The organism is Providencia vermicola, from assembly GCF_020381325.1.
Taxonomy (GTDB): Bacteria; Pseudomonadota; Gammaproteobacteria; order Enterobacterales; family Enterobacteriaceae; genus Providencia; species Providencia vermicola.
Genome location: NZ_JAGSPI010000003.1, coordinates 393,454 through 407,010 on the forward strand (window position 1 = coordinate 393,454; position 13,557 = coordinate 407,010).

Genomic DNA, 13,557 nt, shown 5'->3' on the forward strand with positions numbered 1-13,557 from the left:
GAAATACGATGCCTGATTTAGGTCAGTTTAATCACCATTGCACAACGGTCTTTTGCAGCGAACCCTGCGTTGATTTCATATTGCAAAATATCACGCAGGACTTCGGTTAACTCGCTTTCATTCAGTATTTCGAAACCTAATCGCTGGTAATAAGGGGCATTCCAAGGTACATCGCGGCAAGTGGTCAAGGTCACAGCCATGATATTACGAGCTCGAGCCGCATCCAGAACCTGTTTGATCAATTGTTTACCTAGCCCCTGCCCTTGCCATTGCTGGCTGACAGAAACCTCACAAATATGCAGGCTATCATGATGGTTTTCAGCATTGATGAAACCAATCGGCTCACCACTATCATTCACTGCCACCCATTCTAATTGCTCTGCGATGAACTCAAGGTGGTCTTGCTGCGTCTGTCCATCACCTTCAGCAAGCCATTTATATTTTTCGATACTCGTGAATGCCTGACCAGCAGAGGCTTCAACGGCAGGAAGGTGTTTGGCATCTGTCGGTATCGCTAAGCGAATATGCGCCATAATTTTTACTCATCACAAAATTTAGCTAACAAAAAAGCGGGCATCCCCGCTTTCAATTCATAACACAGAAAATTAAATTGCGTTATTTAATAAGTTTTTCCACATACCTAGAACCAATATTTGGTCAGGGGGTGTTAACTCACCCGCTTTAATGGCGGTTTGAATGCTGTCTTCTACGCGTTGATACAGCGCTTCTGAGCTAGTTTCATTTTCTTCTTCAAGCTCAGCCACAGCAAGGGTTAAGTGACCACGCAGGTAACCGCCTGCGAATAGTTCATCATCGCTAGCGTGTTCAACCATATCATCAATTTTTGTCAGTATGCGTGTTTCTAAATCCGCAAGCATGCTTAATCCTTACTTTAGGTGAGTCAATTAGGCAAAAATATCTTCCGGGTACGGGAAGTCTTCTGCACAAAGTGGAGGCGTATTGTAAAACGATTGTAACGCATTAATAAAGCGTAATGGGCGCTCAGGAATGCCATTTTGCAAATAAATCATCACTTGTGCATGAACTTTACGCATAAATGCAATGCGATCGGGTTCAAAATCCCCTTCTAAATTATCGCAACTGACATTAAAAGGAATTCCCACCGCAACACAAAACAACCAATCAAGAGCTTGAGGTTTAATTTCAACGACTTCAAACTCACATTGTGTTTTTTCATCACGCCCATCTGGACAATACCAATAGCCGTAATCCACTTGTTGACGTCTTGTTTCCCCTGCAATACACCAATGAGAAATCTCATGTAGCCCACTGGTAAAAAAACCATGGGCGAACACAATTTGATGATAAGGAACGGCCTCATCTGCTGGTAAATAAATAGGCTCATCGTCCCCTTTTACCAGTTTGGTGTTATAGGTTTCACCAAAGCATCCATCAAAAATATCAATCAAGTCCTGATAATTATATTTACTCATGAATAATTTAAATCATCTTAAAATAATGAGAGAAACCAAGCTTTTATGACATCACCATGGCTATCGTGGAGTAACTTAATACTCATTAACAACGAAATCACCACAATCATTGGCCTGATCAGTTTTTGTCCTTTAGTTAATACCAAACGGGCACCTAACCGCGCACCGATCATTTGGCCCGCCAGCATAACAAAACCAAGCACCCAAAGAACATGACCTCCGATAATAAAGAATACTAAAGAACCAAAATTGGAGGCAAAATTAAGTAATTTAGCATGGGCAGTCGCTTTGGCCAGATTATAGCCGAGCAATAACACATAGCCTAATGCCAAAAATGACCCCGTACCTGGCCCAAAAGCCCCATCATAGAAGCCCAGAGTCATACCGATGGCAACGCCAAAAAATGGCATACTGAAACGTTGCTGTCTATCTTGTACACCGATTGATGGAGTTAATAAAAAATAGAGTCCAACACAGATAACTAATACTGGAAGTAATTGTTTTAGGAAGGCGGTATCAATCATTTGAATAACAATCGCACCGAGCATCGCCCCGATCATTGTCATGATGAAGGGAAAAATTTGCTCACGTAGGTCAATCGCTTTACGCCTGACAAAATACAAGGTGGAAGAAAAGGAACCCCCAACCGCTTGGAGCTTATTGGTTGCTAACGCTTCAACAGGGGTGATCCCCACGGATAGCAGCGCTGGGATTGTTAATAAACCGCCCCCACCCGCAATGGAATCGATAAATCCAGCGAAAAGTGCAACAAAGAAAAGTAAAGCATAAACTTCGGGTGCAACGGCGGTCAGCCAATCCATTTTTCAATCCAAAATGAGAAATGATGTTGATACGTAATCTATCGCAACCTTGCGTTGCAATATCACAACCCAGATGAAGTATTTTTAAGGAGGCGTCATCCAAACCTTCATATTAAAAGAGCGACTAACCGCTTCGCTCTTTCTATAACATTAACTACTTTTTAGTATTATTCAAATGGTTGCATAGCAGGAGTTACATCAGCACACTGGCCGCGGTGACGCAAGTAATGATCCATTAGCACAATCGCCAGCATCGCTTCTGCGATAGGCACAGCGCGAATGCCTACACAAGGGTCATGGCGACCTTTCGTGATCATCTCCACTTCTTCACCATCACGATTTAATGTTTTACCTGAAACTGTAATGCTCGATGTCGGTTTTAAGGCAATATGGGCTATAATGGGTTGGCTGCTGCTAATCCCCCCTAAAATTCCCCCTGCATGGTTAGATGTAAAACCTGAGCGGGTAATTTCATCACGGTTTTCACTGCCTTTAAGCCCAATAACGCCAAAGCCATCACCAATTTCCACGCCTTTAACTGCATTAATGCTCATTAATGCATGAGCAATATCCGCATCTAAGCGGTCAAAAACGGGTTCACCTAATCCAGCGGGAACGTGCTCTGCAACAACAGTGATTTTGGCACCGATAGAGTCACCTTCTTTTTTCAACCCACGCAGTAACTCATCAAGGGCATCTAATTTATTCGGATCAGGGCAAAAGAATGGGTTCTCTTCAACGATGGACCAATCTTTAATTTCGCACTCAACAGGGCCCATTTGGGTTAAACACCCACGAATTTGAATACCTAATTTTTCTTGCAGGTATTTTTTCGCAATTGCTCCTGCAGCCACGCGCATTGCCGTTTCACGAGCAGATGAACGCCCACCACCTCGATAATCACGCTGGCCATATTTTTGCTCATAGGTGTAATCCGCATGCCCTGGTCTGAAGACATCTTTAATCGCACCATAGTCTTGGGAACGTTGGTCCGTATTTTCAATCAATAGACCAATGCTTGTCCCCGTTGTTATGCCATTAAATACACCTGAAAGAATTTTGACCTGATCGGGTTCACGGCGTGCTGTTGTATAGCGTGATGTACCTGGGCGACGACGGTCTAAATCGATTTGTAAATCAGCTTCTGTCAGTGCTAACCCCGGAGGTACGCCATCGACGATGCAACCTAATGCCACGCCATGTGACTCACCAAATGTCGTCACACGAAACAGTTGCCCAATTGAATTTCCAGCCATCGGAGTTTCCTATTTTAAGCCGTTCTTGAATACCAAGAATGTGGTTAATAATTATGATGTCGTTATGTTGCTCTTATTGATTACCCGATCCTAACCCATCGTGCAACTATTGATTAATCAATGTATAAATCAAAATGGGCATGATGCTCAACAAGCTGCTCACGCGTTAACATAAATACGCCATCACCACCGAATTCGAAATCTAACCAAATAAATGGAATTTCAGGGTATTGTTCAATGAGATGCACCATACTATTACCCACTTCGCAGACTAAAATGCCTTCTTCAGTAAGGAAACGCGGTGCATTCGCCAAAATTCGACGAACCAGTTTCAGACCATCGCTTCCTGCGGCTAGGGCCAATTCTGGCTCAACACGGAACTCTTCAGGTAAGTCATCCATGTCCTCTGCATCTACGTACGGAGGATTCGTGACGATGAGGTCATATTTCACCTCAGGCATATCACGGAATAAATCTGAACGAATAGGGACAACACGGTGCTCTAAACCATGATTAGCGATATTTTCCTCGGCAACCGCGAGAACATCACTCGAAATATCAACGGCGTCCACTTCTGCATCAGGAAATTCGTAAGCACACGCAATGGCAATACAGCCGCTGCCCGTGCACAAATCTAAAATCGTTTGTGGTTCATCTGCTAATAACCCAACAAAGTGGTTATTAATAAGCTCACCAATTGGTGAACGAGGGATCAGCACGCGCTCATCCACATAAAACTCATGACCACAGAACCATGAACGATTTGTTAGGTACGCTACTGGAATTCGGTCATTAATTCGGCGCAAAACACGCTCAATGATACGGTGGCGCTCAGTTGGCGTTAAACGCGATGTGAGAAGTTCATCTGGCAGATCTAAAGGTAAATAAAGCGTTGGCAACACTAATTGCAGCGCCTCATCCCACGGATTATCAGTACCGTGGCCATAATATACATTGGCGGCATTAAAGCGGCTCATTGTCCAACGTAAAATATCCTGAATGGTATGAAGTTCTGCGACAGCTTCATCAACGAAGATCTTTTCCAAGAAGGGTTTCTCCAGCGTGATTTTTGAAAAGGAATATATGAATTACTAAAGTTTGCCACGAAGTGAAAGACAAATCAGCAGATTAATGTAATAAAATACTTAACAAAGTAACCTAACCGCATCTTTGCATAGCGATTTGATGCAAAAATGCCCTTTACGTTATTAAAGGGCATGAATGAAGGTACCAAAACAATCAGAGAAAAATAGCGAGATTAATTTTCACTTTGGAGGAGGTCTTTAGTTTCTTTTGCCGGCTTTTTAACCCATAACGCATAAGCGATAGTTAATAACGCCAGCCAAACAATACCGACATATAAGGCAATTCGAGTGCTTTCGAAATAACCAAGCACGCCAAAGATAAATACCATAAAAGCAATCGCGAGGATTGGTGCAACAGGCCACATCGGTACAGGGAATTTCAATTTGCTAATTTCTTCAGGAGACATTTTTTTGCGCATCGCAAATTGTGACAGTAAAATCATCAGCCACACCCAAATGGTGGCAAATGTCGCAATAGATGCAATCACGACAAACACATCATCAGGAATGACATAATTCAAGACGACGCCCACTAGCAGTACAACCACCATAACAAGTACGGTCATCCATGGCACACCATTTTTTGTTAGCTTAGTGAATGCTTTTGGGGCTTGCCCTTCATGCGCCATCCCATACATCATGCGCCCTGCACCAAAAATATCGCTATTGATCGCTGATATCGCAGCAGTGATCACCACCACATTCAAAATATTTGCTGCGGATTGGATCCCTAAACTATCAAATATTTGGACGAATGGGCTACCTTGTTGACCAATTTGGTTCCACGGGTAAATACACATCAACACAAATAAGGTCAGGACATAAAAGAGTAAGATGCGAATTGGTACGGCGTTAATCGCTCTTGGGATCGTCGTTTCAGGGTTTTTCGCTTCACTTGCTGTAATACCAATGACCTCAATTCCCCCGAACGCAAACATTACCACAGCAAATGACGCAATCACTCCCCCTATTCCATTTGGCATAAACCCATCATGAATAAATAAGTTAGATACCCCCACCGCATGATCTGCAGCCTGACCAAAGCCAAACAACATGATTGCTGCACCGCCCACAATCATCGCGATAATTGCCACTACTTTGATGATGGAAAGCCAAAACTCCATTTCCCCAAACGTTTTTACGTGGCATAAGTTAATCGCACCAATAAAAAATATAATGCTCAGAACCCAAATCCATTGTTCAACTTCTGGAAACCACAGTTTCATATACACGCCAAACGCTGTGACATCTGCGAGGCAGACGATTAGCATTTCAAATACATAGGTCCAGCCAGCAAAAAAGCCCGCCCTAGCCCCTAAATAGTGACTTGCATACTGGGAAAAAGAGCCCGCAAGTGGGCGATGAACGGCCATTTCACCGAGTGCTCGCATGACCATAAATACAGCAGCGCCGCCGATGATATATGCCAGCAGGACCGCCGGACCTGCAGTTTCAATCGCTTTTGCTGAACCGTAAAATAGCCCTGTACCAATCGCAGAACCAAGAGCCATAAATCGGATGTGGCGCGCAGAAAGCCCTCGCGCAAGTTGTGATGTGCTTTGCATGATTTATCCTTCGTATTATTTTATTAGTCGTGCAGATAAATACTTCAGGCGGCCGATACATTGTCGGCCACCTTTTATTTGCTTGATGTGCTATTTAGGGAAGATTGTCCCTACCGTAAACAGTGTTGAGAGTTTGTGTTGATTAATGAGGTTAATTGCCGCTTCAATATCAGGGGCAAAATAGCGATCCTTATCATAGTAAGCCACTTGTTCACGCAGTGTTTTGCGTGCCTTTTCAAGGGCCTCACTCGATTTTAATCCTTCTCTAAAATCCATTCCCTGACAAGCAGATAACCACTCTATCGCTAGAATACCCGTAACGTTTTTCGCCATTTCCCATAAACGACGCCCAGCCGCAGGTGCCATCGAAACATGGTCTTCCTGATTTGCCGAGGTTGGTAAGCTATCAACGCTAGAAGGATGAGCTAACGCTTTATTTTCACTGGCTAACGCCGCAGCTGTAACCTGCGCAATCATAAAGCCTGAATTCACACCGCCATTATTCACAAGGAATGGGGGTAACTGGGACATATGCGTATCCATCAATAACGCAATACGGCGTTCTGACAGCGCACCAATTTCAGCCAATGCAAGCGCAATATTATCCGAAGCCATTGCTACAGGCTCTGCGTGGAAGTTCCCACCAGAAATAATGTCACCGTTATCTGTAAAGACCAGTGGATTATCTGACACTGCATTCGACTCAATAAGAATCACTTCTGCCGCTTGACGAATTTGCGTTAAACACGCCCCCATCACTTGCGGTTGACAGCGTAGCGAATATGGGTCTTGTACTTTTACGCAGTTTTCGTGTGATTTGGCTAATTCACTTGTTGGCGATAAAATTTCACGGAACAATGCTGCCACATCAATTTGCCCTTTTTGCCCTCGAACCTCTTGCACTCGAGAATCAAATGGCTTGCGAGAGCCTAATGTTGCTTCAACACTTAATGCACCACAGACAATACCCGAAAGTAGTAATTTTTCCGCCTCAAACAATCCCTTAAGTGCAAATGCCGTTGAGACTTGAGTACCATTTAATAACGCTAAACCTTCTTTCGCTTCTAACTTCAATGGGGTCAGTCCAGCTTTTTCCAGCGCTTTCTTCGCTGAAATCCATTTACCTTCAAAGCGTGCTTTACCTTCTCCTAATAAAATCAAGCTCATATGTGCTAAAGGAGCTAAATCCCCAGAAGCGCCAACGGAACCTTTAGCAGGAATGAATGGATAAACTTGTGCGTTGACCAATGCTATCAGTGCATTAATGACTTCCAGGCGAATACCCGAAAACCCTCTCGCTAAGCTATTAATCTTTAAAACCATAATTAAACGAACAAGTTCATCATCGAGTGGGTCACCAACCCCTGCGGCATGGGACATCACAATAGAACGTTGTAACGACTGCAAATCTTTCGTGGCAATACGGGTGTTTGCCAGTAAACCAAATCCAGTATTGATACCATATGCAGTTTTATCTTCCGCAATGATTTTATTGACGGTTGCAACGCTTTTCTCAATTGCAGTTTGTGCACGTTTATCAAGAGAAATCGTCACCGCTTGTTGGAAAACAATACGTAACTCATCGAGTGTCATTTTTCCTGGATGGATCGTTAATTTAGTCATTAATGGCACTCCTTATCGAGCTTTAATCATAGGTAAGTTAAGGTTTTTTTCTTTCGCGCAATCAATTGCAATGTCATATCCTGCATCAGCATGACGCATAACGCCTGTAGCAGGGTCATTGTGAAGCACTCTGGCAATCCGCTCAGCGGCTTCATCAGTGCCATCGCACACAATGACCACACCTGAATGTTGTGAAAAGCCCATCCCCACACCGCCACCGTGGTGCAATGATACCCACGTCGCACCACTTGCAGTGTTCAATAACGCATTGAGTAGTGGCCAATCTGATACCGCATCAGAGCCATCTTTCATGGATTCAGTTTCACGATTAGGGCTAGCAACTGAGCCTGAGTCTAAATGGTCACGACCAATCACGATTGGCGCTGAAACCTCACCACTTCTGACCATCTCATTAAATGCTAAGCCGAGTTTTGCTCTATCCCCCAACCCAACCCAACAGATACGCGCAGGTAACCCTTGGAAGCTAATACGCTCACGTGCCATATCTAGCCAACGGTGTAAGTGTTTGTCATCTGGCAGTAATTCTTTAACTTTGGCATCTGTTTTATAAATATCTTCAGGATCTCCCGACAAAGCAACCCAGCGGAATGGGCCAATTCCACGACAAAATAACGGGCGAATATAAGCGGGAACAAAACCAGGGAAATCAAATGCATTTTCGACGCCCATTTCCAGTGCCATTTGGCGAATATTATTGCCATAATCAAACGTTGGAATACCTTGCTTTTTAAACGCCAACATGGCTTTAACATGTTCAGCCATGGATTTTTTCGCGGCAAGCGCGGTACCTTGCGGGTCTTTTACGCTTTGCTCGCGGTATTCATCCCATGTCATTCCAACGGGTAAATAACCATTTAATGGGTCATGGGCGCTGGTTTGGTCGGTCACCATGTCTGGTTTCACACCGCGTTTAACCAGTTCAGGCAGGACTTCCGCAGCATTTGCACACAGTGCAATAGAAATAGCTTTACCTTGGGCAGTATATTTTTTAATACGAGCAAGTGCGTCATCAAGATCAATAGCTTGCTCGTCAACATAGTGAGTTCTTAAGCGAAAATCGATGCGGCTTTGTTGGCATTCAATATTAAGTGAACAAGCTCCCGCTAATGTGGCGGCTAATGGCTGAGCGCCCCCCATACCACCTAGCCCTGCAGTTAATACCCAGCGCCCCGTTAAATCTCCCTTAAAATGCTGGCGAGCAGCTTCTACAAACGTTTCATATGTGCCTTGTACGATCCCTTGGCTACCGATGTAAATCCAACTTCCCGCGGTCATTTGCCCGTACATCGCTAAACCTTTAGCATCGAGCTCGTTGAAATGCTCCCAATTTGCCCAGTGTGGGACTAAGTTTGAATTCGCAATTAATACCCGTGGCGCGTTCGAATGGGTTTTAAATACACCAACGGGTTTACCTGATTGCACAAGCAACGTTTCATCATTTTCAAGTTGTTTTAGTGATTCAATAATCTGGTCATAACATTGCCAATTACGTGCAGCGCGACCAATTCCGCCATACACCACCAGCTCATGGGGGTTTTCAGCAACATCAGGGTCAAGGTTATTCATTAACATACGCAGTGGTGCTTCCGTCAGCCAACTTTTTGCCGTTAATGTATTTCCGTGCGGTGCTCTAATTTCGATATTTCTGTATTTATTGTTTAGTGCAGTCACTTGTATACCCTCTTTTATTGAATCATTGGATACCATTCATGTTTATATAGATATAGTTGTATAGACATGTATGATCAATCCATTTTTTAACATAAAAATTAAAAAAATTTGATATAAAAAGGATTTTTCGTTTGATAAAACATTGAGATAGGTATTCTGCTTTTTTTATAACCGCTGTTTTTTTCTTCTAAATTTGCCAGTGAGATCACATTTATTTCACAATACGTTTACACTGAATTAGTCGAAAACAAAAAAGGGGAATGATATTTAGAGAATGGCAAAACGGAAAATCACCTTAAGTAAAATTCCGTTTATAAATAATGGTGTTAGGAAGAAAAGCTACCTTTAAGTTTATAACGGTTTCCAGGAAACAATAATTTAGTACTGGTAACAATAAATGCTTGTGACCATGTACGACGAGTAATCAGCAAACAAGATGCCCCCGCATTGATTTGTAACAACTTCGCTGAGCGCTCGTCTGCCTCAACCGCTTCAACGATATGCTCACCTTGAGTCAGTGGCGCTACTTGAGATAAGTAATCATGGGGCGTGATGGCTAAAAAATTTTGCTTAAGGTAGTCAGGTGCAGCCAACGCATTGACGTAACGGTCTTCAATTTGAACTGGAACATCATTTTCCATATGTATAATAATCGAGTGGAATACTGGGGTTTCCGGAGGAATATTCAGTTCACTTGCTAGTGATGTTGACGCCTGTATTTCTTCTAATTTAATAATCCGACAGCTGTATTTATGGTTTCTTGCAATAATTTCCGCTTCAATACTGTGAATTTCAAATAATGCAGACTGCCCTTTCGGTTCAGCAACAAATGTTCCAACCCCCTGTAAACGAACAAGTAATCCTTCCGCAGTTAATTCTCTTAAAGCACGGTTAGCCGTCATTCGGCTACATTGAAATTGAGAAACAAGTTCAGATTCAGAGGGAATACGATCATTTGCACGCCACTTTGCAGTGTGTATTTTTTCAATAATGGATTGCTTAACTTGCAAATAGAGTGGAACTGGCGTTCCTTGTTTATTTTTTTGTTCGGCTGTCACTGTTCATTCCAAATTAGTCATTAAAATCTTGAATGTGCGTATGCTGTTTTAATCTTCATTACGCAACACGGCCTTAGTGCTATCGGATATCGTCATCCTGACAGTCGCGAATAAAATCCATCATATTTAAAACGCGTTAATTGTGTAATTAAACAATGATGCTTAATAAAAAACAGAAAACAAAATACTGCCGTATATAGTGGCCACTTACACTATATACGGCAATAAGAACTTTATTAATTAATTATGGCGATTATCACGCCAATTTAAATGTCTTTTTTTATGCTAACGGTTATCAATATTATTGGTTATGGTGTGTAATTTGCCCTTGATAGACACGCATATGCATCGGATTACTGCCCTGTTCATAAATCATCTCTACAGGTTCTTTGGCATTCCAAACGATAAAATCTGCGGTAAACCCAACTTTTAACTGGCCATGAGTGTGCCCTTTACCTAAAGCTTTTGCCGCATGGCGCGTCACTCCAGCCCATATTTCTTCTGGGGTTAATTTAAATAATACCGCTGCCATGTTCATGATCAAACGTAATGATGCAAATGGACTTGTTCCTGGATTAAAATCCGTTGATATTGCCATTGGTACTTGATGTTCACGTAATAAGTCAATCGGTGGTAACTTCGTTTCCCGTAAGAAATAAAATGCACCAGGTAACAACACAGCCACTGTCCCACTTTCTTTAAGCGCTTTAACTCCAGCCAAATCTAAGTATTCAATATGGTCAACCGATAAACCATGGTAGCGTGCCACTAACTCACTACCGCCAAGATTAGATAACTGCTCAACATGGCCTTTAACAGGGATCCCTAATTGTTGGGCAGCCGCAAATAATTTTTCACTTTGCTTAAGAGAAAAGCCCACACTTTCACAAAATACATCAACAGCATCAAATAACCCTTTATTCCATAGTTCTGGCATGATTTTTTGACAAATAAGGTCAATATATTCATCAGGTTTTTCTTTAAATTCGGGCGGCACCGTATGAGCGGATAGCAAAGTTGAAGAAATAGAAATAGGATATTCTGCAAGTAATCTTTTTGCGACTCGTAATTGCTTTTCTTCGTTTTGATAATCAAGGCCATAACCTGATTTCATTTCAATGCTCGTTACGCCTTCACGAATTAATACATCTAACCTTGGTTGTGCTTTTTCAAATAACTCAGCTTCGCTCATTTGCCTAGTTGCACGAACTGTTGAGTTAATTCCCCCGCCCTGTGCACTGATGGTTTCATATGAAACACCATTCATACGCTGCTCCCACTCAGTAGCACGGTCACCGCCAAAAACTAAATGGGTATGGCAATCAATTAATCCTGGAGTAATTAACTTCCCTTTTACATCAATAATCTGACATTGGTTTTGTTCAATTTTCTCTGGCGGTAAAATTGCAATAATTTGATTATCACGAACGACAAGGTCATGATTTTCGATAAGCCCATAAGGCCCAATTCGATCTGAATCCATTGTCGCAATACGACCATGACGCCAGATCACATCTTGTGGCAGCGTTTTAAATAGCATCAGTTTTCCTATTGTCGTAGCAAGTTGATTTATTAGTTTGAAAAATAATGGTATAGATATGTATATACAATTAGACTAGTTATACCCAGTTTGTCAATCTCTGCAGCTCAAAAGGTGACAATTTTGTTATGTCACGCTAAAAAATGCTTTTGTCTCCATCCCCCTTTAAAATAGGTTACACTAAAGACCAGCGAAAATGACTATATACACATTATTAAAATGACGAAAAATAAATTTGGACTGAAAGATGATGAAATTCATCTATTTAAAGAAGCAATTCGTGGCGCAAAAAAAATTAATCAGGACCAAGTCCTGCATGCGCCTGTGCGAGTGAAAGTCACAAAACCTTCTGACAAAAAAATGAAACAGGAACAAGTTGATGCTTCTTTCTACTTTTCTGATGAATTTCAGCCACAGCTTGAAAATGAAGGCCCAACTCGTTATTTAAAACCTGATTCTAATCCTTATGAGTTAAAGAAATTACGTCGTGGGGACTATACCCCTGAATTATTTCTTGATTTACATGGATTAACCCAAATGGAAGCTAAACAAGAAATTGGGGCGCTAATAGCTGCTTGCAAACGCGAAAATGTGTATTGTGCGTGCATTATGCATGGACATGGTAAACATATATTAAAGCAACAAACACCACTATGGCTTGCACAACATCCTGATATTATTGCATTTCATCAAGCACCTAAAGAATGGGGTGGTAATGCAGCGTTGCTACTTTTGATTGAAACAGACGAGAGCACTCGCCGTTAAGTGCTCTTATTACTGGATGGTTTATTTAGCGAATAGTAACTGTGACGGACTCAACATCCATTCAACATCACTTTTTTGAAAAGCCAAATCCAATTCAATACATGCAATCGTTGATGTTGTAAACATCGGCGGCTCTTTCTGTGGGCAGAGCTGTGAAACTAAATAGCCAACTAAAGGTAAATGGGATACAACCAATATTGCCTTTGCACCTGTCACCGCTAAATCGCGTATATGATCGGCAACAAAAGCCGCGTTTCCACCTGGCGTTAATTGCGCTAAAACTTCATTTTGCAATGGAAGTTTAAGGTGTTCACCCACTATTTTTTCCGTTTGTAATGCTCTTAGGTAAGGGCTAACTAATACAGTGTCAATTTCAATACCGCGGTTTTTCAACCACTTAGCCATTAATATTGACTCATCTATTCCCTTTTGTGTTAATGGTCTCTCGGCATCGCTTGCCGCATGTAACGCTGCATCGCCGTGACGCATAATATAAACTTGCATAATCCACCATCTGAGTAGCCTACTGACTTAAAGTGGCTATTCTTTTTGTTAAGATAATTATTGTAAAAGTAACCATCAGTTGGGGTAAAAATTGATTCTGCATTAAATAATCAACAATTAAAATGATTTAAATACCTTTTTGTTGATTTTTTAGTGTTCTTTTACCAAGACATACTTATCACTTATTAAATCAA

General features: G+C 41.9%; 13 protein-coding genes. 1 reads left to right on the forward strand and 12 read right to left on the reverse strand.

Annotated features, from left to right (window positions below):
• Positions 1-17 precede the first annotated feature (17 nt).
• The 11 genes from KDJ85_RS06500 to hutI all read right to left on the reverse strand — a co-directional run bounded on the left by KDJ85_RS06500 (position 18) and on the right by hutI (position 12,094).
• Positions 18-533: a GNAT family N-acetyltransferase gene (locus KDJ85_RS06500; RefSeq protein ID WP_225818946.1), complete on the reverse strand. Its 516-nt coding sequence runs from the start codon at positions 531-533 to the stop codon at positions 18-20.
• Positions 534-605: 72 nt separating this feature from the next.
• On the reverse strand, positions 606-878 hold the full coding sequence (locus KDJ85_RS06505) for a YfcL family protein (RefSeq protein ID WP_047756281.1): 273 nt from the start codon (positions 876-878) through the stop codon (positions 606-608).
• Positions 879-905: 27 nt separating this feature from the next.
• Positions 906-1,454, reverse strand: coding sequence for an elongation factor P hydroxylase (locus tag KDJ85_RS06510; RefSeq protein ID WP_225818947.1), 549 nt, complete (start codon positions 1,452-1,454; stop codon positions 906-908).
• Between the two features lie 17 nt (positions 1,455-1,471).
• Positions 1,472-2,275 carry a TSUP family transporter gene (locus KDJ85_RS06515; RefSeq protein ID WP_225818948.1) on the reverse strand — a complete coding sequence of 268 codons (804 nt, stop codon included), beginning with the start codon at positions 2,273-2,275 and terminating at the stop codon, positions 1,472-1,474.
• Positions 2,276-2,442: 167 nt separating this feature from the next.
• A complete protein-coding gene (gene aroC, locus KDJ85_RS06520; protein WP_225818949.1) occupies positions 2,443-3,531 on the reverse strand; it encodes a chorismate synthase in 1,089 nt (362 codons plus the stop codon).
• A gap of 113 nt (positions 3,532-3,644) precedes the next feature.
• Positions 3,645-4,577: a 50S ribosomal protein L3 N(5)-glutamine methyltransferase gene (gene prmB, locus KDJ85_RS06525; RefSeq protein ID WP_225818950.1), complete on the reverse strand. Its 933-nt coding sequence runs from the start codon at positions 4,575-4,577 to the stop codon at positions 3,645-3,647.
• Positions 4,578-4,789: 212 nt separating this feature from the next.
• Entirely contained in the window at positions 4,790-6,181 is a 1,392-nt protein-coding gene (locus KDJ85_RS06530; RefSeq protein WP_225818951.1) for an amino acid permease, read from the reverse strand.
• Between the two features lie 90 nt (positions 6,182-6,271).
• Entirely contained in the window at positions 6,272-7,804 is a 1,533-nt protein-coding gene (gene hutH / locus KDJ85_RS06535) for a histidine ammonia-lyase (protein WP_225818952.1), read from the reverse strand.
• A gap of 12 nt (positions 7,805-7,816) precedes the next feature.
• Complete coding sequence (gene hutU, locus KDJ85_RS06540) at positions 7,817-9,532, reverse strand: urocanate hydratase (RefSeq protein WP_225818953.1); 1,716 nt, start codon at positions 9,530-9,532, stop codon at positions 7,817-7,819.
• Positions 9,533-9,822: 290 nt separating this feature from the next.
• A complete protein-coding gene (gene hutC / locus KDJ85_RS06545) occupies positions 9,823-10,554 on the reverse strand; it encodes a histidine utilization repressor (protein ID WP_225818954.1) in 732 nt (243 codons plus the stop codon).
• 301 nt (positions 10,555-10,855) lie between these two features.
• Positions 10,856-12,094 (reverse strand): imidazolonepropionase, encoded by a 1,239-nt coding sequence (gene hutI / locus KDJ85_RS06550; RefSeq protein WP_225818955.1) that lies wholly within the window; start codon positions 12,092-12,094, stop codon positions 10,856-10,858.
• 219 nt (positions 12,095-12,313) lie between these two features.
• Here hutI and smrB point away from each other — a divergent pair, with 219 nt between their 5' ends.
• Complete coding sequence (smrB, locus tag KDJ85_RS06555) at positions 12,314-12,859, forward strand: endonuclease SmrB (protein WP_225818956.1); 546 nt, start codon at positions 12,314-12,316, stop codon at positions 12,857-12,859.
• Between the two features lie 21 nt (positions 12,860-12,880).
• Here smrB and sixA read toward each other — a convergent pair whose 3' ends face one another.
• Positions 12,881-13,363, reverse strand: a complete 483-nt coding sequence (gene sixA / locus KDJ85_RS06560; RefSeq protein WP_206082406.1) for a phosphohistidine phosphatase SixA — start codon at positions 13,361-13,363, stop codon at positions 12,881-12,883.
• Positions 13,364-13,557: the final 194 nt, after the last annotated feature.